The following is a 21,338-nucleotide window of genomic DNA, read 5'->3' on the forward strand; positions in this document are numbered from 1 at the left end:
GAAAACATGTACCTGTTTTCGTGATATTTTTTTTGAAACTCCTACTATCATTAGAAAGTAATGATACAATAGATGCTAGATTAATAGAAGGAGTGGCTGTTGTGAGAGTATTACATACAGCGGATTGGCATTTAGGAAAAATGTTAGAGGGTAGGGATCGTCAACAAGAACAAATTGAAGTGATGGAAGAAATTTGCAAAATCGCTGAGGATGAAAAAATTGATCTTGTACTCATTGCTGGCGATATTTACCAATCGGTCAATCCTCCTGCGTGGGCAGAACAACTTTTTTATGAGACGATTCATCGTCTAAGTAATTATGGAAGACGGGGGGTAGTCGTCATCTCCGGGAATCATGATCATCCGGAAAGGATCCGTGCTGCTCACCCTTTAGCAGATAAACAAGGAATTTATTTATTTGGTTTACCTGTAGACCAAGTACAAGCTACCTTATTGAAAGGAACAGATAAGCAGATCCGCGTGATTCAAAGCGGAGTCGGTTGGTTTGAATTATATCATCCTACAATAGATGAGAAAGTCATCATGTTTACTTTACCCTATCCATCGGAGGCAAGATTAAAACAGTTATTATCTGAGCAGGCTGATTTGAGAGAAATAAGAAGTTCTTATTCTAACTTTATTCGGAATTGGTTTTCTTCTTTAAAATCGTTCAATCGTGACAGTTCGATCTCTATCGCGATGAGTCATCTTTTTGTTCAAGGTGGATTAGCAACAGATTCTGAAGTAGAGATTCAAGTAGGTGGAGCTTATACGGTAGACCCTGCTCATTTACCAGATTATGTGCAGTATATTGCATTAGGTCACCTTCATCGCCCGCAAAATGTAAAAGGAGCATCCACCTTTACACGTTATGCTGGTTCTCCTTTAGCTTATAGTTTTTCGGAAGCAAACCACAAAAAATCTGTGACCATAGTGGATTTAAAGCCTAGAGAGAAAGCTGAATATTATGAGATTTTCCTCTCAAGTGGCAAACCCTTGATCCAAAAAACCATCCAAGGTGGTGTAAGTGAATTAGAAAACTGGTTACATCATGAGGCGAATCAACCGTTATGGATTGATTTAACATTGCACGTCGAACATCCGCTTTCGATTGAAGAAATTCAAAGAATTCGTAAAATGCATGAAGGATTGATTCATATAAAAGTGATCACTCCTGAAAGCAAACAGGCAATGAATCGATTAGAAAATTACTCAAAAGATCCAAGAGAACTTTTTGAACGGTTTTATCAACAGAAAATGGGAGCTGCCCCAAGGAAAGAGGTAGTAGACTTGTTTGTCGAATTATTTCATCAACAAGTGGAAGAGGAGAATGAAATATGAGGCCTATTTCATTAACAATCTCTGGTTTACATAGCTTTCGAAAATCTCAAACGATCGATTTTACTCAAGTAACAGATACCGGCATTTTTGGGATTTTTGGACCTACAGGGAGTGGAAAATCTACCATCCTTGATGCGATCACATTAGCTTTGTATGGAGAGGTAGAACGAAGTGAGACGAATCGAGTAGGAATTATGAATCAACAAGAAGACAGGATCCATGTGAAATTCACTTTTGATCTTCATTCAGGCTCTGATTATGATCGATATACGGTAGAACGAATCTATATTCGTAACAAAGAACAGCGGATTCGAACCTCTTTAGCACGTCTTCTCAAAAACGAGAATGGGATGGAAGTGCCTATTGCTGATCGAGAAACAGAGGTAACGCGAAAGATTCAAAACCTTCTTGGCTTAGAATTCAAGGATTTTAAACGGGCTGTGGTTTTACCACAGGGGAAATTTGCCGAGTTTCTTACATTAAAAGCCCAAGAGCGAAGACCGATGTTAGAACGATTATTTCATCTTGATGAATATGGAAAACAACTAAGAGAACGGGCCATAAAATATGAAAACGAATTAAGAAGTCAGATCAATGAGGTATTGATTAAACAAGGAATGTTATCCTTTGCAACAGAAGAATATGTTCTTCAATTAGAACAAGAAATCAAAGTGATACAGCAAACGCTACAAGAACAAGCGAATGAATATGAACAAATCGTCGTTAATTTTGAGCAATATCAACGTCATTGGAATCTACAACAAGAATTAAAGCAAATCCAGGAACAATTACAGCTACTCCATGAAAAAGAAGGGGAAATGAAGCAGTTAAAAGAAAAACAAATAAATGCAGAAAAAGCCTCTTTTATTGAACCGACATTAAGACACTACGAGTCGCTAGCAAAGCAAACTGAACAATATCGGAAATCGATTGAAAATTCCCTTATTTTATTAGAACAAGCTCAGGAATTAGAGGAACAGAAAAGAAAAGAGTTCGAAACATTAATGCTTCAATATGAACAAGAACAGAGTCATTCAACGGAAAAGCGGATTTTGTTAAACCAAACTTTACAATGGGAAAAAGAGATGGAAGCGATCAAAGAGCGACTAGAGCAATTAAATTTTTCTCACAATAAAAAGCATGAGGAACTAAAAGAACAGACGAGAAAATATAATGAAGACCATCTATTATTAGAAGAACTTCAAAACCAGTTATCTCAGATGAAAGATGATTTAGCAAAAGTACAAGTATCAGCTGAGAAACGTAAACAAATCGAACAAGCATGGGAAATCCGTAACAAAATTCAATCCTTAGATCAAGATCTAAAACGGAAAAGCCAAGAAATCGATGACTTGGATAAAAAAATGAGCCGGATCGATGAAGAAATTGAGAAAGATCTTCGTTTTTTAGGGGATATAGAACAGGAAATCCTTCAACTTGAAAAACAAAACCAAGAACTTGTAATGAATCAACCTATCACAGAGTCCGACTGGGGACAACTAGATCGACTACTTTTGCAAATCGATCTTTTGATCAAACAAGTTCGTCATTATTCGGACACGATTACAAAGATCGAAGAAGAACGTGCAACCCTACAAACTAAAAAGGAAAATCTCATCTCCTCTATAAACGAATTAAATACAGAAATTCAACAAATTGAAAAAGAAATCTTGGAAAAAGAAGCAGAAAAAAACGCACTAGATAAAAAACAACTAGAAATTCATGCAGCTGTATTAGCAGAACAATTAGAAAATGGACAACCATGTATGGTATGTGGTTCAACAGTTCACCCAGCTCCAATGCACTTGAATACCGATTCTGTGATGGAAGCAGAAAAAATTGACCAGATTAAGGAACAAATCATTTCTTTAAATGAAAAACTTTTAAAGAAAAAAAGTGAGAAAATTGCCTTTGATCAACAAATCGAACATTTCATTGAGCAGATCAAAAAATTGAGTGATGAAATCAACAAAAACCGTTTGCAATACAAAGAACTTGTTTTGCAATTACCACGAGAATATCAGGATTTAACAATTGAGCAAATGCATAAAAAATTTGATCAAGACCAAGAACAGCATGAGCAACTTAAGGTTGAATTAGAACGCTTTATCGAAAATCAGAGAAAATCTAGTGAAAGATTGCAACAAGAAAAAGCAAAACTAGAACAATATAAACATCGTATTGATCTCTTAACAACAGAAAAAAACTTATATCTGAATCAAATAGACAAGATTCATGAGTCAAATGAACCAATGAAGAAAGAATGGGATCAACTTCATGAATTATGGAATCAGATGGGCTTTGATTTTAGCCTCGATGATCTGCTGAAGATACGGCAACAGATTCAAGATTTTGATCAGAAACGAGAAGAATTAGAAAAGAGTTACCAAGAATTAGAGAAACGTTTCCAAGAAGTATCTACTCGAGAAAAAAGCTATTTGGAACCAATGAATCAATTTCGTTTACAGATAGAACAGATTCAACAGTCCATTCAATCAGAATCGGAAAGTTTAAAGGAAATTAACGATAAATATGTTATGTTAACTGGAGGTCGTTATGCTCAAGAGCTTATTCAAGAGATCGATCAGAAATTACAAAAATTAAATGATGAAGTACAACTAGCAAAAAGTACTTGGGAACAAGCGGTAGACCAATATAAAGAGATCGATAAGCAATTAAGTTCAGATCAAGCGGTCTATTTCAATTTACAAAATCAAATGGAACAGATCAGTAAGGACCTAAATTCCTATTTACAAGCCAATCAATGGGAATCAATCGAAGAACTAAAAAGTTATTTTCTTTCTGAGGCAGAATTAAAACAGCTTGGTGAAGCGATTAAGGAATTTGAACAAAGAAAACAAATCTTAACGGAGCGAGAGAAAACTTGTATCATTACGCTTAATGGTAAAGTAGTAACGGAAGAAGAATGGAATCAGATCCTTGATCATAAAAAACAACGAGAAGAACAATTGAATAAGATTCGGCAGAAATTGTCAAAGAAAGAATATGAATATCAAAATGTGAAACAAGACTATGAGAAATGGAAAGAGCTTGAAAAACAAAGAAAGGATATACAGAAGAAATTAGATATTGCATCTGAATTAACGCAAGTACTACGGGGGATTAGCTTTATTGATTTTATCGCACAAGAATATTTGCAAAATATAACGATACTCGCTTCTGAAAAATTACTACAATTAACCCGGAATCGTTTTCGTTTAGTAGTGGATGAAGAAGGTAGTTTTCAAATTATTGATGAGTTTAATGGAGGGTTAAAAAGACCTGTACGTTCATTATCAGGTGGAGAGACTTTCTTAACATCCTTAGCCTTAGCATTAGCTCTGTCTTCACAAATCCAATTAAAAGGTGGAGTACCGTTAGAATTTTTCTTTTTAGACGAAGGATTTGGTACATTAGATACAGATTTATTGGATACAGTCATGATGACTTTGGAAAAATTACATGCTGAACATATGATCATTGGTATCATTTCGCATGTTCCAGAATTAAAAAACAGGCTCCACCGAAAAGTGATGGTGATCCCTGCTGATGATCGAGGAAGCGGTTCAAAAATCATGATAGAATATGCATAATATAAAAAGATTCATTTTGATTCACTTTTAATGATAACAGGGGTACCTAACGGGATATGACGGAATAACCACTCCACATCTTTATTATGCATCCGTATACAACCTTGACTAACGTGGTGACCAATTGAATATGGGTTATTGGTACCATGAATTCCATACTTGTATCCACTGGTCCCTGGTACGTTTAATCCAATCCAACGTGTCCCTAGAGGATTTTTCTTGTCTCCTCCAGGGATTTTTTTTGGTAAATACCAAGGCTTTTTTACTTTTGTTACAATATTAAATTGACCTTCTGGGGTAAGGCTTTGGTTCTTTCCAGTTGCAACAGGAAAAGTTTTTACAACACTTTCGTTTAGATATACTTTTAATGTATTATGGGTTTTATTAATGACAAGATAAACACCTTCATATCCTTCAGGCATGGATATCTCTATATCTTTTTGAACATTATTTTTTTGCTTTTTTATTTCTGTTGGCTCTTTGGCAAATATTGAATAGGTAAAAAAGTAGATAATGATCAAAACAAAGGTTAAAATTTTAAAGTTCCTGTTCATAGTTTATTCAGTAAACTCCTTTTCATATTCAGTCCATCCATTAGTATTTACTTTTCGCACTATTTGAATCATTGAGATCAATATCATTCAGAAAATTAATTGGGAATAAGACTGTTAATAGATCTCCGAATTGATCGCCAAGAGCATTATTTTTTTCGTACTTACAAAAGAATCAATTTGCTGAATCGAACCAATACTTAGATTGTCATTTCTTTCATTCACATTAACTTTAAAAACAAGTAAATTAATGATTTGAGGTGTAACCATTTTTGATGGGTAATGGAACAAAAGATTGTAGATCTCGAAAAAAAGGATGGAATGATTAGAAAAGGAAAAAGAAGAGGATCCATTACAAAATTTTGTTCCAATAATTATTGAACAGCTATATGTCAACAAAATAGAAGTAGAGAAATTCGACTTAAATAATAATATTGGTGCATTAGGAATTCGTGAATTAGCTGGCAAGTTAAACATCGGTGCAAATTATAATTGGTGTTTAAATGAACAGGAGCCGTCAAAAGATAAATCAGAGAACAAAGGAATGAATAAGAAGATCAATACGAATGAGCCCGTTGTGAAATACAATATTCTTCCTAAAAGATAATGGATTATTTAGATCAGAAGGAATATTTCTTCTTTTTTCTTGTCCAATATGGAAATATACGTTATCCTTAATTTATATGATTATTTTAGAGGTGAAACCGATTGGTAGACGTTTCTTCTAAATATCTATTCATGCAAAGTTTATTACAAGCTCAATTGAATGCGAAGAGGATGAAAGAGCTTAACGGTAGTAGCATCGATCAAACGGAATCATTATTTGATGATTTATTCAATCAAGCATTACTAAAGGAATTGGAATCTCCAGAACAGGGCATTCAAGATATTCAGGAACTATCCAACCTATCGGCTGGGTTTTTCAATACTTCTATTCCACCTGTTTTTCAAGATGAATCATCCACATCTGGTGATTTTCAAGACATTATTCAAGAAATGGCAGGGAAATATGGTGTACCTGTCAAATTGGTTCAATCTGTGATTCGCGCCGAGTCTAATTTTAATGCGAATGCTGTATCCAAAGCTGGAGCAATAGGTTTAATGCAATTAATGCCAAGGACAGCTCAATCTCTAGGAGTCCAAGATCCTTTTAATCCAAGAGAAAATATTGAAGGTGGAGTAAAATATCTTCGTCAAATGCTTGATAAATACCAAGATATCCCAACTGCTCTAGCTGCTTATAATGCAGGACCCGGTAATGTAGAACGCTACAATGGTATCCCACCATTTAAAGAAACACAAAATTATGTACAAAAAGTACTAGGGTATATGAATGCATAAAGAAGTCTCCGTCTGAGTTGATATGATCCCCTTATGGTAGACAGAAAAAAGAATCCCATTTAATCTGTTTACTATGGAGGGGATTTTTCATGGGGAAAATTAGACAAACATACGTTGTATTACGCTTCATGAAAGAGATTGTCCTTTCAACCGAATCCCTAAGCAAAATGGCGGATGATTTGTATGATATTATTCGTCATTTTCAAATTTGACCGATTGTTATAGAGAAATGGTATAATGAATAAATAATAAGAAAAAGATAGGTGTTGTTAGTATTGAATCGTTTTCCAATATGGGATAGTCATATTCATTTAAATCAATATCCCAAAGAAAAAATTCCCTATTATCTTGAAAAGTGGGAAAATGGCGGTGTTGAGGGAATTATTGCCGTTGCAACAGACTTAAGATCTTCTTACGAACTATTAGAATGGAAACAGAAGTATCCAGACTTTATTCATATTGCTATGGGACATCATCCTGAACAAGAGTTACCAGTTGAGAAGGATTTGCTAGATTTATTAGCTTTGATTCAAATGGAATCGAGCAAAATTGTTGCAATTGGTGAAGTGGGTATTATCCACTATCGACAATCTGAGCTCGGTGTAAATGATTTAAATGGTTATATTGAATTGCTAAAAATTTTTACCGAAACAGCCAAAAAGCTAAATGTACCGATTATTCTTCATGCTGTTCATGATAAAACAGAAATTGCCTTACAGACCCTATTGGAAGAGAATATGAAAAAGGCACACTTTCATTGGTTTAAATCATCAAAGGAAACGACAAAAAAAGTAATTGAAGCGGGTTATACCGTTTCCTTTACTCCCGAGCTTACTTTTCGCGAACGGGATCAAATGATTGCAAAACAGTTTCCATTGACACAAATTCTACTAGAAACAGATGGTCCTTGGCCATTAGAAGGTAATTTTAATGGTAGAATACCTGAACCTATTTGGATTCGAGAAAGTATATCGACTTTAGCAAAATTAAAAAAGCTAACAGAGGAAGATATCGTTTATGTACTGAATCAAAATATCTCACATTTATATTTAGAGTCAATATAATTGCTAAATAGATTTAGTAAAGGCGTTATGAGATTGAGTAAATTTAAATACTTTATAAAATTTGGTTTTTATTGTTTAGTAATTGATTTAGTGGTTATTACTGCAGTTTTAGGTTATGGATTTTATAATAATTGGAATTATGAAAAATACCAAAATATCTTTTTTTATATCGGTATGGTGATAATGGCAATAGATGCTTTTGGATTGTTTGGAAATTACGGTATAAGAGCAGACTTCGATTTTCAAATGGGTAAAACTGTTATGGATAAAAATGATGGCAAGGATGATGTTGATAGCACTACTGAGAGTATTAATTTCTTATTTGTTTCAGCAGTGTCAGGCTTTTTTGTATTTTTTATTATTTTAATGATGTAAACTCTACAAGCTTTTTTCATATTTAAAAGATATACTCTTGCTGTAGTTTCTAATTGAAGAAATAGGTTATACTGTTGACATAGGTAAACGATCAAAAATACTAGAGTTGGACGGCTGTAATATGATTAGGTCAATAAATCGAATTTCTGTTAAAATCGGGATACTGTTTAGCGGGTTATTTTTAAGTTTATTATTTTTATTAGGTTTTTTGATGTTTCAACTTTTTACTCATTTTTTACTCGATTATGTGATTAATGATCTTGTTTCAAGAGGAGAAAATCATGCAAAGGTATTAGAAGATAAATTTGACCAAGCAACGATCAATCATGTTAACTTAATGGAAAGAGACGTAGTTACGAAGGTTATCATTACCGATCAAAATGGTAAAATACTCACATCGTCTGATCCATATGATCAAGAAATGCTTTCCTACTTAAAATCGATCCATAGCTATACACAAGAACGGATATTGAATCAAGAATGGAGAGAACATAATTATATTGTTTCTCTTACCCCAATAGCGAAAGGGAAAAAAGGTTTTGTCATTATGTATTACCCAACCTTATTACTGAGAGAAACAGTTGAAGTATTACGATTAATTATATTGATCACAAGTATTGGTATTATTTTAATTGGGATTGGTGTGATTATTCTCATTTCAAAAAAAATGACAAATCCGTTATTAAAAATGAAGGAAGCCACTTCAGAAATGGCAAAGGGACATTATAAACAAATCATAGGTGTGAAAGGACAAGATGAATTAGGACAATTAGGGGAATCGATACAAAAGCTAGGTGAACAACTTCAATATTATGAAGATACAAGAAATGAATTTTTAGCAGGTGTGTCTCATGAATTACGGACACCTCTTACTTATATTCAAGGATACGCAGATATTCTAGCTAAAGGACTCATCATAGATAGAGATGAACAAATAAAAATATTAAAGATCATTCATGAAGAGACGAAACGAGTCGTTCATTTAGTCAATGATTTATTTCATATGGCACAAATACAAACGGGGCAATTTCAAGTAAAAAAAGAATGGGTTTCAATAGAACAGTTATTAGAAAAAGTGGTGAATCACGTTGTTCCCCTTGCTCATGAAAAAGCATTAGAAATTCGTCTAGATATTCAAAATAAACCAATTCCTGATATCAAAGTTGATCCTATAAGAATGGAACAAGTGTTTTTTAATTTGATAGAGAATGCAATAAAATATACCGAAAAAGGGAAAATTGATGTTAGCTTGGATCAAGATTCAGAATTTCTTATTATTACAATTCAAGATACAGGGATTGGAATACCGAAAGCTGATTTACCTAGAATCTGGGATCGCTTTTACCGTGTGGAGAAATCAAGAGCAAGAAAAACAGGAGGAAGTGGCTTAGGACTCTATTTAGTGAAAGAATTCATCCGACTCCATAGTGGTCAAATCGAGGTAATTAGTGAAGAAGGGAAAGGAACCACAATGATTGTTAAATTACCCAAAATAGTATAACTTATGATCGCTATTTCCCAGGCAAGCGCAGAAAACGGCACAAATTAACAAAAATTTGTATCAACCGGTATCTATTCGACAAAAAACGTAGTAACCATGTTGCAGGAGGATTACATGTTAAAGGATAAAGTCGTTGTTATTACAGGTGCATCTAGTGGAATTGGTGCAGAAATGGCAAAATTATTTGCACAAAAAGGTGCAACCCTTATACTTTTTGCACGTTCCATGGATAAATTACAACAATTATCATCGAAAATTGCGGGAAAGCATGAATTTTTCTCCTTAGATGTTACTGATTCAGAGCAAGTTTTTTCACGAATGAATCAAGTAATCCAGAAATATGCCAAAATCGACATCTTCATCAATAATGCGGGTTTTGGAATTTTTGATTCTGTAATGGATGCAAAGTTAGAAGATATAGAAGAGATGTTGGATGTCAATTATTTGGGAATGGTACGTTGTGTAAAGGCTGTATTACCGACGATGATTAAACAAAAAAGTGGACATATCATTAACATTGCTTCAGTGGCAGGTAAGATTGCCACAGCGAAAGCAGCCGCTTATTCGGCGAGTAAATTTGCAGTGATTGGATTTTCAAATGGTTTAAGACAAGAAGTAGCTTCATTTGGGATTACTGTTTCAACCGTGAACCCTGGTCCAATCGATACACCATTTTTTGATCGAGCCGACCCTTCTGGGAACTATGTCAAAAATGTAGAATGGATGATGTTAAAACCTGAAAAAGTGGCATTAGAGGTATATGATGTAATTTTACATAAAAAAATAGATAAAACCATCCCACGCATTGCTCAAATTGGTGTTAAGCTATTCCATTTATTCCCAAATACCTTTCAGCGAATGATGGAAAAGTATTTGAATCAAAAATAAGAGCATCATACTCTCTGTGACCAGAAATGTAATTCTGGCCTTTTTTCTTGACTTTAATCACCTTCTATTTTGCTAGGGAATAACCTAGATTGAGACCATATATAAAATGAATAGGAGGTTGAGTATGGAGATTGCAGTAGTTAGACCAGGGGATTCACTATGGAGTATAGCAAGTCGCTATGGTGTTAGTGTCGATGCGATTATCCGAGCAAATGGAATAACAAACCCTAGCCAATTAGTAATCGGTGAAGCTCTAGTTATTCCCACTCAGGATAGAATTCATATCGTTCGTTCCGGAGAATCGTTGTGGGTAATAGCGAGACGATATGGAGTCAGTATGGAAAGTATTATTCAAGCAAATAATATCACAAACCCTGCTCTCATTTATCCAGGATTACGATTACGGATTCCAACTACAACTAGAAAAACGACAATTGAGGTGAACGGGTATTTAGAACCATCAGGAATTGACCGAGATCGCACTATCGTTAATTCTACTGAACGTTATCTAACGTATTTAAGTCTTTTTAGCTATCAGGTTAGAGCAAATGGCGATCTTGTACAACTTAATGATCAAATTGCAAGAAATGCGTTAAGGGATAGCCTAGCCAAACCAATGATGGTGATTACCAATTTTTCAGAAGGAACATTCAAACCGGAGATCACACATGCGATATTCACTAACCGTGCTGCGAGGGAACGGCTCATTGCAAATGTTATCAATACAATGAGAAACAGGGGTTTTTTCGCATTAAATATCGATTTTGAATTTGTAGATCCTGGGGATCGAGATCGATATACCTCTTTTTTAAGGGAGATAACTCCGCGACTCAAAGCAGAAGGTTTCCTCGTTTCAACAGCTTTAGCTCCAAAAATAAGCGGTGAACAAAGAGGAAGGTTGTACGAAGCTCATGACTATGGTGCACATGGAGCGATTGTTGATTTTGTCATCATTATGACGTATGAATGGGGTTGGTCTGGTGGCCCACCAATGCCTGTTGCACCGATTCCAAATGTTCGTCAAGTATTAGATTATGCCATAACGGTGATTCCAAGAAACAAAATCATGATGGGAGCCCCACTATATGGTTACGATTGGACGCTTCCATATGTTAGTGGAGGTCCTTTTGCTAGAATGTTAAGTCCTAAAGAAGCCGTTCAACTAGCTTGGCGCATGGGGGCAATTATCCAGTATGACACAAGAGCAAAGGCACCTTTTTTCCGATATTTTGATCGTCAAGGTAAACAACATATTGTTTGGTTTGAAGATGCAAGAAGTATGCAAGCTAAATTTGACTTAATCAAGGAATATCGGTTACGGGGAATCAGTTATTGGGTTTTGGGAATGGAGTTTCCACAAAACTGGATATTATTGGAGGATAATTTCAACATTAAAAAATATAAATAGTATAAGGGTTTACAATTCAGAAATTTTTTGTACAAAAAGATTTGACATTCGCTAACGCTTTAAAGCATAATATAAAGTATAAACAATACGTGGATAAATTTTAATTTTGCACAAAAGTGATGATGGGGAATAGTAGGTAGCTAACATTATGATTTCAGAGAGTGGAATTCGTTGGCTGGGAGATTCCATCATAAGAACTACTGAACCCGCCCCTAAACGGCCAAGGATGACTTGGACAGAGGGCTTCTTCTCTGTTATCAAAGAAGAAAGCGGGCTTGATTAGCCAATAAAAGGTGGTACCACGGAAGAGACTCTTTCGTCCTTTTTTAAGGATGAAAGAGTTTTTTATTTTACCCAGAAAAAGTAATTAGGATGTGAAGAGAATGATTACCAAAAAATATAGAATCGTTATTAAAATTGGAAGCAGTTCTTTAACGGATCAATATGGGTTTTTATCTCAGAAAAAGTTAGAACATCATGTCAAAGAAATCATTAAGCTTTTAAAGGCTGGGCATGAAGTGGTTCTTGTATCTTCAGGCGCTGTTGCTGCAGGCTTTCACCTACTTGGCTTTGAAGAGCGACCTGAAACTATTGAAGGAAAACAAGCTGCGGCAGCGATCGGTCAAGGATTACTCATTCAAGCCTACAGTGAAGCTTTTCAAAAGTATCACTATACAGTTGCTCAAATCCTATTAACTCGAAACGATTTCTCAAATCAAAAACAGTATCATTATGCCTATCGAACATTATCAATGTTAATCAAACATGGAATCATAGCGATTATTAATGAGAATGACACAGTTGCTATTGATGAATTGACATTTGGGGATAATGATCAACTCTCTGCCTTAGTTGCAGGACTCATTCACGCAGATATACTCTTATTACTTACTGATATTGATGGTCTTTATTATTCCGATCCAAGGACAAATCCAAACGCGAAGAAAATCACCTATTTAGAGGAAATTACTTCACAAATTGAAGACATAGCTAGCGAAAATGGTTCAAAGTTTGGAACGGGAGGCATGAAATCAAAAATTTCTGCAGCAAAACTAGCATTATCTTTTGGGGTTGGAGTCTATATTGGGAAAGCGATAACGAAATATTCGTTCTTAGACATCATTCAAGGGCAAGGAGAGGGAACTTATATCGGAAGATCTTTACTACATCAAGAAATCAGTGAAGCTTAATAAGAAAAAAAGGGGGAATACATATGGATGAATTAGTAATAAAGGGGCAGAAAGCAAAAATTGCAGCACAAGACTTAGCGATTATACCGACAGAGAAAAAAAATGAAGCCTTACGATTGATAGCTAACGAATTAATGGATAAGCGATCATTTATCATTCAGGAAAATGAGAAAGATCTTAACAATGGACGATTTAGCGGTTTAAGCCAGAGTATTCTTGATCGTCTCATGCTAAATGAGAAGCGAATTGAAGAGATGGTAAAGAGTCTACAAATCCTCATCGATTTAGATGATCCAATTGGGGAGATCATCGAATCTTGGGAAAGACCAAATGGTTTACGGATTAAAAAAGTACGTGTTCCATTAGGTGTAATTGGAATGATTTATGAAGCAAGGCCTAATGTAACGGTTGATGCTGCTAGTTTAGCCATTAAAACTGGGAACGCGATTCTATTAAGGGGAAGTTCTTCTGCAATTCATTCAAATAAAGCAATTATTCAAGTCATTCATGATGCTCTTAGAAAAACGGTTATCCCACCTTTTTCCGTTCAACTCATTGAAGAAAAAGGACATGAAATCACCGATCGAATGTTACGATTACATGGGTATATTGATGTTCTTATTCCTCGTGGAAGTGCTAAGTTTATTCAATATGTTGTAGAAAACTCATCTTTACCTGTTATTGAAACAGGAGCTGGGAATTGTCATGTATATATTGATCAAGACGCAAATTATGAAATGGCCAAACAAATTATTATCAATGCAAAAACTCAGAGACCATCGGTATGTAATGCAGCAGAAACTTTATTAGTTCATAGGGACTTTGCAAGGAATCATTTACCTGAACTCATCACTTCATTAGAAGAATTAAATGTGGAATGTCGAGGTTGTACACAAACTATATCCATGCTTCCCCATCTAACACAGGCAACAGAGGAAGATTGGGCTACAGAATATTTAGACTTAATCTTAGCGGTAAAGGTTGTTGAGAATGTAGATGAGGCAATAGAACATATCAATCGCTATGGAACAAAACATTCAGAAGTAATAGTAACGAATAATCGGAATGATGCAAAAAAATTTATGGAGTCTGTTGATGCTGCCGTTGTATATCATAATGCTTCATCAAGATTTACAGATGGTTTTGAATTTGGATTTGGTGCTGAAATCGGAATTAGTACACAAAAACTTCATGCTCGTGGGCCAATGGGGTTAAAAGCATTAACTTCTTATAAATATATGGTGTTAGGTAATGGACAAATTCGTTAGGAGGGAAAACGATGCAAATGGAGAAAAATATTTGTTTTTTAGGAGCGGGTTCAATTGCAGAAGCGATGATTGCGGGACTTATCAAAAAACAAATTGTAGATCCTAGCAACATTTCAGTCATCAATCGAAGCGATAAACAGAAAATTGAAAGATTAATGAAAATGTACGGAATTAAACAACCCGTAAACAAGTATCAAACGATATCTTCAGCTGAGATTCTCATTTTAGCGGTAAAGCCAAAAGATATCTGGGAAGTCCTTCAGGATATCTACCCATATAGCCATTCTGATCAATTAATTTTATCCGTTATCGCTGGTGTTACGACAGATTCGATTACAGAAGCTATTCACCATCATGGACCAGTAATCCGTGCAATGCCAAACACTTCTGCGATGGTTGGGTTATCTGCAACGGCGATTGCTTTAGGGAAATATGCAAAGAAGAAACATTCTGAAGTTGCACAGTCAATCTTACGTGCGATAGGAACGGTTACTGTTGTCAAAGAAAAATTATTAGATGCAGTAACTGGATTGTCTGGAAGTGGTCCAGCTTATCTATACTATCTCGTCGAAGCGATGGAGAACGCTGCTGTTGAATTAGGAATCAATCATAAAACGGCTAGAGAACTTATTATACAGACAATTATTGGAGCGGGATATATGCTAAAAGAAACAAATGAGGAGCCTGTGATTTTAAGAGAAAAAGTTACAAGTCCTGGTGGGTCAACGATGGCCGGTTTAGAAGTATTAAAAGAATATCAGTTTCAAAATGCCATTGATCAAGCGATAAAAAAAGCTACATTGCGATCATTAGAACTTGGGAAAATGATGATGAAAATTCAGTAATGATCAAAAAAAAAGTAAAAGAGAAACTGTCGATTAGACGACAAGTTTTTCTTTTACCTGAAAACCCATTTGCTCTAACATCTTAATATCTTCGGCAATTGTACTTCCAACCGTCGTTAGGTAGTCACCAACAATAGCTGCACTAACTCCTGATTGAAAACCTTTTGCTTGAGATTCACCTAATTGCCTTCTCCCTCCAGCTAGACGAATATGAGACGATGGTAGAATAAAACGGAATATGGCGATTGTCTTTAATATTTCTTCAATTGGTAATGGGGAAACATGTTCTAATGGAGTACCAACAATAGGTGTCAAAATATTAATCGGAACGGACTGAACCTTCAACTCACGTAAGTCAAGGGCCATATCGATTCGGTCTTCCATCGTTTCTCCCATACCAATGATTCCACCACTACAGATATTAAGGCCAGCTGCTTGAGCATTCTTAATCGTTTTGATTCGATCGTCATAATGATGGGTTGCACAAATTGAAGGGTAAAATTGTCGGCTTGTTTCTAAGTTATGATGGTAAGTTGTGACGCCTACCTCTTTCAAAGCTTTCGCTTTTTCGTAAGAGATAATTCCTAGTGATGAACATAAATGAATCGAAGTGTTTTCTTTTAATATTTTATAGATTTCTAGAATTTTTGCAAAATCGCGATTCCCAATTCCTTTACCGCTTGTTACAAGGGAGAATCGATGTGCACCTTGAAGTTCTACTTCTTTTGCCCGTTCTAATGCAATTTGTTCATGAATAAGTGGATATCTAGGTATATCGGTATGATAATGACTTGATTGAGCACAGAATTTACAGTCTTCTGAGCACCCTCCTGATTTTGCATTGATGATTGTACAAAGATCAACTTGTTTCCCAAGGTATGCTTCTCTGATTTCATTGGCTGCGTCAAGCAATTCTTCTAATTCGTTTTTTTTGATCTGTGCCAACGATAATGCTTCTTCTTTGGTAATTTCATAACCTGATATAACTTTTTCTTTTAAATGTTGAATCATATCATCCCTCATTTCTCATTTCATATTTATTCAAATAAAAGATTTGAAGATTTGAGACTTTGTTTAATTGGGACGATAATGATTGAGGCAATCACAATTTTTATGATGTCAAATAGGATGAATGGGGCAACGCCAAATTCAAAAGCTTTGGCAAAAGACAAATTAAGGACATATTTAAGTTGAATCGCACCTAAAGTATAAATAATCACTAGTCCGATTAAAGATAGAGAAATGAAATGTATGGAACGATAACGTATTGATTTGTCTTTTGATTTCTCGAAAAATTTTCCAATAAAATATGTAGCGATGATATAACCAAATAGATAACCCCCAGTTTTCCCTAACAGAACGTGAATGCCGCCAGAAAAATTAGCGAATACTGGAACTCCGATTGCTCCTAATAGTATATAAACAATCATCGAAATAGTACCCATCCTCGCTCCTAAAAGTCCAGCTGCTAGATAAACGCCAAAAACGGATAAAGTGATAGGTACTGGACCTATTGGAATACTTAGTTGTGCTAATATTGCTATAACTGCTGTCATCATGGCTGAAAAAACCCAATTTCTCGTATTCATTGGATATCTCCACCTATTTTGTCCTTTTATTTAGAATTATCATAATACGGTTGAAATTATATGTCAACAATTTATATTATATAGGTTAACAATTAGAAGATTGATTCTTCTTTACAAAAGTAATAAACTGTAAAAGATAAAACTTTAAAAGGAGCAAAGGAAGATGAAAAATTTTCTTAAAATGAAAGAACCAGCAAATACATTAACACATTTTGTTCCATTTATCGCAGGTATAGTCGGTTTTATTTTTCTCGTCATTTTATCGAAAGAGAATGTTCCGAAACTCATCACAATGACAACGTATGGTGTAAGTGTTATTTTGTTATATGGTGCCAGTACAGTCTACCATTGGGTAAAAACAACAAAACAGAAAGAATTGATCCTGAGGAAAATTGATCATGTGGCCATTTATGTGCTAATTGCTGGTTCGTATACTCCTGTTTTTTATTATGGTTTAACGGGATATTGGAGAATAACAATGTTAATCGCTGTTTGGGTTTTAGCATTAATTGGTATGTTTCTTAAACTTTGGTTTATTCATGCTCCTAGATATGTATCTACAGCCTTCTATGTTACTTTGGGATGGATAGCTATCATTCCATTTGTTCAACTCATTCATCATCTTCCTGTTGGAGCCATAATTTTAATGGTAACTGGAGGGATTGCTTACACAATGGGGGCAATTATTTACGCAACCAAGATATTCGACTTCTTTCCTAATCGTTTTGGATTTCATGAAATTTTTCACATTTTTATCGCTGTTGGTTCGATTCTTCATTTCATCATGATGTTGATTTTCATTTTACCAATGTAATAAGGTTCATTATTTGCAATGATTGTGGTCTTTAAACTATTTTCTATAATATTTATTTTTTTACTTTGATTAATGTTATCATATGATTCTGAATGTAATACAGAGCCTGGAAGTTAGTTGATCGAATTGGAAAGATCTTAATACCAATGCTACTAACGGTTAAAAGGATTTATTGAAGGGTACTTAACGATGGATGCGATTGTTGCTTTAGTATTTGGTATGGTTGATATTACAGCTGCCTTGTTGAGCAAATCAATTGAATTAGGAAATGTATCATTTGAAGTTGTTGAATACAGTTCAGCAACTTTTTTTGTTTTATTTTTTAGAAATTCGTATAACAAAACGAAAACAAAGGTTTAATATTAAGAAATTTAAGAAAATCTAAAATAAAACTATTCATTTTTTAATTAGTCTGTTATATAATAATAACGAATTAATAAATCTGTAATATAACAAAGAAAAGGAGGAGGAAAAAATGAATACGGGAACCTCAACGCTTCAAATTAATGGGCCAATTACTTCAGAAGTGGAAGAAATTTTAACACCAGATGCACTTCTATTTCTTGAAAAATTGGTGAGAAATTTTTCTGAAACGAGACAACGTCTACTCAATCAACGAAAAGAAAGACAGAAAGAGATTGATCAAGGCAAGATGCCGAATTTTTTACCAGAGACGAAAGAGATTCGAGATGGAAACTGGACGATTGCTCCAATTCCTGAAGAATTACTTGATCGTCGGGTGGAAATTACTGGACCTACAGATCGCAAGATGATTATTAATGCTCTTAATTCGGGTGCAAAAGTATTTATGGCTGATTTTGAAGATGCGAACTCTCCAACATGGGAAAATATGATACAAGGTCAGCTCAATTTACGGGATGCAATCAGAAGAACAATTAGTTTTCGTAGTCCTGAAGGAAAAGAGTACAAATTAAATGAAAAAGTAGCTGTACTTTTTGTTCGTCCGCGCGGATGGCATATGGAAGAAAAGCATGTCCTATTTGAAGGAAAACCTATATCTGCAAGTTTGTTTGATTTTGGTCTTTATTTTTATCATAATGCGAAAGCATTAATTGAGAATGGAAGTGGACCTTATTTTTATCTGCCGAAGTTAGAGAGCCATTTAGAAGCAAGACTATGGAATGATGTGTTTGTTTTTGCACAAACAGAATTGGGAATTCCCCAAGGAACAATTAAAGCAACGGTATTAATCGAGACAATCTTTGCCGCATTTGAAATGGATGAGATTCTCTTTGAACTCCGCGATCATTCCGCAGGATTAAATTGTGGGCGTTGGGACTATATTTTTAGCTACATTAAAAAATTCCGAAATCGAAAGGACCTCATCTTACCTGATCGAGGTGTCGTGACGATGACAGTACCGTTTATGCATTCTTACTCCCTATTAGCCATTCAAACATGCCATAAACGAAATGCTCATGCCATTGGTGGAATGGCTGCACAAATACCGATTAAAGATAACCCAGAGGCGAATGAAATTGCCTTTGATAAAGTTCGTCAGGATAAGATTCGTGAGGCAAACGATGGTCATGATGGAACATGGGTAGCTCATCCTGGATTAGTCCCTGTTGCGATGGAAGTATTTAATAAATACATGCCTAAGCAAAATCAGATTGAGAAAAAAAGAGAAGATGTTCAAATTGAAGCTCATCATTTATTAGAAGTGCCAGAAGGAGTGATTACAGAGCAAGGATTACGTACCAATATCAGTGTTGGAATTCAATATATTGAATCATGGTTACGCGGAAAAGGGGCTGCACCGATTTACAATCTCATGGAAGATGCAGCAACTGCAGAAATCTCAAGAGCACAGGTATGGCAGTGGATTCATAATCCGAATGGGTATTTGGATGATGGACGGAAGGTAACAAAAGAACTATTCCAAACGGTTTTGGTAGAAGAATTAGAGAAGATCAAACGAGAGATTGGTGAAGCAACCTATCAAAAAGGTAGATTTAAAGAAGCAAGTGAATTATTTGAAAGGTTATCCCTACAAGAAGAATTTGAAGAGTTTTTAACGATTCCAGGTTACGAATATTTAAATTAAATTGAAGAAAGAGAGGATTATATAAAATGAATAGAGAAGAAGAAATCAAAAAAATAGAAGAAATGTGGCAAAATGATCCCAGATGGAACGGAATCAAACGAACTTATCGTGCCGAGGATGTCGTTCGTTTACGTGGATCGCTTCAGATTGAGTACACTTTAGCACGAAAAGGAGCTGAGCGGTTGTGGCATTTGCTGCATACTGAGGATTACATTCCTGCTCTTGGTGCATTAACAGGTAATCAAGCTGTTCAGCAAGTAAAGGCAGGTCTGAAAGCTATTTATCTTAGCGGATGGCAAGTAGCAGCAGATGCGAATTTAGCAGGACAAATGTATCCTGACCAAAGCTTATATCCAGCCAATAGTGTACCTCATGTAGTAAAAAGAATTAATCAAGCATTTCAACGAGCAGATCAAATTCACACGGTAGAAGGGAAAAACGATATTTACTGGTTCGCGCCGATTGTTGCTGATGCAGAGGCAGGTTTTGGTGGTCATTTGAATGTATTTGAACTCATGAAGGCGATGATTGAAGCGGGTGCAGCAGGGGTTCATTTTGAAGACCAACTTTCTTCGGAAAAGAAATGCGGTCATATGGGTGGGAAAGTTCTAATCCCAACACAAACAGCGATTCGTAATTTGATTGCTGCTCGCTTAGCCGCTGACGTCATGGGTGTACCTACAGTTATTGTCGCAAGAACAGATGCTGACTCGGCCCAATTAATTACCAATGATATCGATCCAAGAGACCAGAAATTTATTACAGGTGAACGAACAGAAGAAGGGTTTTATCGAATAAAAGGGGGGATCGAAATGGCAATTGATCGTGCGCTTTCGTTTGCCCCATATGCAGATTTACTTTGGTTTGAAACTAGTAAACCAGATATTGAAGAGGCTAGACAATTCTCCGAGGCGATTCATGAGAAATATCCAGGTAAACTACTCGCTTATAATTGTTCGCCATCATTTAACTGGAAATTAAAGTTAAGTGATGAAGAGATTCTTAACTTCCAAAAAGAGATTGGTAAAATGGGTTATAAGTTTCAATTTGTTACACTTGCAGGGTTTCATGCACTCAACCATAGCATGTTTGAATTAGCACATGATTACAAAAATCGTGGTATGGCTGCATACGCAGATCTACAAGAACGTGAATTTGCACTCGAGGCAAAAGGGTATACGGCTACACGCCATCAACGTGAAGTAGGTGCAGGTTATTTCGATGAAATTACAATGGTCGTGACTGGCGGATCAACTTCTACTACTGCATTAACGGGTTCAACAGAAGAAATGCAATTTAGAGTTTCCGTATAATCTAATAACACGATTTTCGCTTATAGATAATTGTGTATATTCCCCATTTAGATGTTAGTTACACCCCACCCGATAAAACTTGTTTTTATTGGGTTGTATGAGTAAAATTATTGTGGGAGAAAAAATAACCTCTTCATCCAGATAACGGAATTTCTGTTGTCTGGATGAGGAGGACACTAAGCGTAAGCAC

19 protein-coding genes, 1 pseudogene and 1 other annotated feature are annotated in these 21,338 nt (G+C 35.4%); of the genes and pseudogenes, 16 read left to right on the plus strand and 4 right to left on the minus strand.

The window, feature by feature from the left end; genetic code table 11:
• Positions 1-20: 20 nt before the first annotated feature.
• Positions 21-1,340, plus strand: a complete 1,320-nt coding sequence (locus tag EDD72_RS02550; RefSeq protein ID WP_243643755.1) for an exonuclease SbcCD subunit D — start codon at positions 21-23, stop codon at positions 1,338-1,340.
• Positions 1,337-4,933 (plus strand): AAA family ATPase, encoded by a 3,597-nt coding sequence (locus tag EDD72_RS02555; RefSeq protein WP_132767062.1) that lies wholly within the window; start codon positions 1,337-1,339, stop codon positions 4,931-4,933. Before EDD72_RS02550 ends, EDD72_RS02555 begins: the two co-directional genes overlap by 4 nt.
• 11 nt (positions 4,934-4,944) lie before the next feature.
• Here the strand turns inward: EDD72_RS02555 and EDD72_RS02560 are convergent, their stop codons facing one another.
• Positions 4,945-5,487 (minus strand): L,D-transpeptidase, encoded by a 543-nt coding sequence (locus EDD72_RS02560; RefSeq protein WP_243643756.1) that lies wholly within the window; start codon positions 5,485-5,487, stop codon positions 4,945-4,947.
• Positions 5,488-5,601: 114 nt separating this feature from the next.
• A complete protein-coding gene (locus tag EDD72_RS12465; protein ID WP_165894942.1) occupies positions 5,602-5,754 on the minus strand; it encodes a hypothetical protein in 153 nt (50 codons plus the stop codon).
• Between the two features lie 468 nt (positions 5,755-6,222).
• Between EDD72_RS12465 and EDD72_RS02565 the strand changes: the two genes are divergently transcribed.
• The 10 genes from EDD72_RS02565 to proC all read left to right on the plus strand — a co-directional run bounded on the left by EDD72_RS02565 (position 6,223) and on the right by proC (position 15,364).
• Positions 6,223-6,825, plus strand: coding sequence for a lytic transglycosylase domain-containing protein (locus EDD72_RS02565; RefSeq protein ID WP_132767063.1), 603 nt, complete (start codon positions 6,223-6,225; stop codon positions 6,823-6,825).
• A gap of 89 nt (positions 6,826-6,914) precedes the next feature.
• Positions 6,915-7,037: a hypothetical protein gene (locus tag EDD72_RS12925; protein WP_279388080.1), complete on the plus strand. Its 123-nt coding sequence runs from the start codon at positions 6,915-6,917 to the stop codon at positions 7,035-7,037.
• Between the two features lie 63 nt (positions 7,038-7,100).
• The gene (locus EDD72_RS02570) at positions 7,101-7,889 is read left to right on the plus strand and encodes a TatD family hydrolase (protein WP_165894943.1); all 789 of its coding nucleotides are present in this window, start codon (positions 7,101-7,103) and stop codon (positions 7,887-7,889) included.
• 27 nt (positions 7,890-7,916) lie between these two features.
• Positions 7,917-8,264, plus strand: coding sequence for a hypothetical protein (locus EDD72_RS02575; protein ID WP_165894944.1), 348 nt, complete (start codon positions 7,917-7,919; stop codon positions 8,262-8,264).
• A 121-nt stretch (positions 8,265-8,385) separates the two neighbouring features.
• Complete coding sequence (locus EDD72_RS02580; RefSeq protein ID WP_132767066.1) at positions 8,386-9,765, plus strand: HAMP domain-containing sensor histidine kinase; 1,380 nt, start codon at positions 8,386-8,388, stop codon at positions 9,763-9,765.
• Positions 9,766-9,879: 114 nt separating this feature from the next.
• Positions 9,880-10,653 carry an SDR family NAD(P)-dependent oxidoreductase gene (locus tag EDD72_RS02585; protein ID WP_132767067.1) on the plus strand — a complete coding sequence of 258 codons (774 nt, stop codon included), beginning with the start codon at positions 9,880-9,882 and terminating at the stop codon, positions 10,651-10,653.
• Between the two features lie 124 nt (positions 10,654-10,777).
• Positions 10,778-12,061 carry a glycoside hydrolase family 18 protein gene (locus tag EDD72_RS02590; protein ID WP_132767068.1) on the plus strand — a complete coding sequence of 428 codons (1,284 nt, stop codon included), beginning with the start codon at positions 10,778-10,780 and terminating at the stop codon, positions 12,059-12,061.
• A gap of 110 nt (positions 12,062-12,171) precedes the next feature.
• Positions 12,172-12,388 (plus strand) — a binding site (T-box leader).
• A 56-nt stretch (positions 12,389-12,444) separates the two neighbouring features.
• Positions 12,445-13,251 carry a glutamate 5-kinase gene (gene proB / locus EDD72_RS02595; RefSeq protein ID WP_132767069.1) on the plus strand — a complete coding sequence of 269 codons (807 nt, stop codon included), beginning with the start codon at positions 12,445-12,447 and terminating at the stop codon, positions 13,249-13,251.
• Positions 13,252-13,274: 23 nt separating this feature from the next.
• Positions 13,275-14,519 carry a glutamate-5-semialdehyde dehydrogenase gene (locus EDD72_RS02600; protein WP_132767070.1) on the plus strand — a complete coding sequence of 415 codons (1,245 nt, stop codon included), beginning with the start codon at positions 13,275-13,277 and terminating at the stop codon, positions 14,517-14,519.
• An 11-nt stretch (positions 14,520-14,530) separates the two neighbouring features.
• Complete coding sequence (gene proC / locus EDD72_RS02605; protein WP_132767071.1) at positions 14,531-15,364, plus strand: pyrroline-5-carboxylate reductase; 834 nt, start codon at positions 14,531-14,533, stop codon at positions 15,362-15,364.
• 33 nt (positions 15,365-15,397) lie between these two features.
• On the opposite strand, the gene bioB is transcribed toward proC, so the two are convergent.
• Positions 15,398-16,375 carry a biotin synthase BioB gene (gene bioB / locus EDD72_RS02610; protein ID WP_207893620.1) on the minus strand — a complete coding sequence of 326 codons (978 nt, stop codon included), beginning with the start codon at positions 16,373-16,375 and terminating at the stop codon, positions 15,398-15,400.
• 26 nt (positions 16,376-16,401) lie between these two features.
• Positions 16,402-16,953 (minus strand): biotin transporter BioY, encoded by a 552-nt coding sequence (locus tag EDD72_RS02615; protein WP_207893621.1) that lies wholly within the window; start codon positions 16,951-16,953, stop codon positions 16,402-16,404.
• 163 nt (positions 16,954-17,116) lie between these two features.
• Between EDD72_RS02615 and trhA the strand changes: the two genes are divergently transcribed.
• The 4 genes and pseudogenes from trhA (at position 17,117) to aceA (ending at position 21,148) form a co-directional block, all read left to right on the plus strand.
• Positions 17,117-17,767 carry a PAQR family membrane homeostasis protein TrhA gene (trhA, locus tag EDD72_RS02620; protein WP_132767073.1) on the plus strand — a complete coding sequence of 217 codons (651 nt, stop codon included), beginning with the start codon at positions 17,117-17,119 and terminating at the stop codon, positions 17,765-17,767.
• Between the two features lie 110 nt (positions 17,768-17,877).
• Positions 17,878-18,004 (plus strand): annotated as a pseudogene (locus tag EDD72_RS02625) (branched-chain amino acid transport system II carrier protein); the annotation flags it as partial.
• Between the two features lie 238 nt (positions 18,005-18,242).
• On the plus strand, positions 18,243-19,835 hold the full coding sequence (gene aceB / locus EDD72_RS02630) for a malate synthase A (RefSeq protein WP_132767074.1): 1,593 nt from the start codon (positions 18,243-18,245) through the stop codon (positions 19,833-19,835).
• 26 nt (positions 19,836-19,861) lie between these two features.
• Entirely contained in the window at positions 19,862-21,148 is a 1,287-nt protein-coding gene (gene aceA, locus EDD72_RS02635) for an isocitrate lyase (protein ID WP_132767075.1), read from the plus strand.
• Positions 21,149-21,338 lie beyond the last annotated feature (190 nt).

The sequence above is a fragment of the Tepidibacillus fermentans genome (assembly GCF_004342885.1).
In the GTDB taxonomy this organism is placed as follows: Bacteria; Bacillota; Bacilli; order Tepidibacillales; family Tepidibacillaceae; genus Tepidibacillus; species Tepidibacillus fermentans.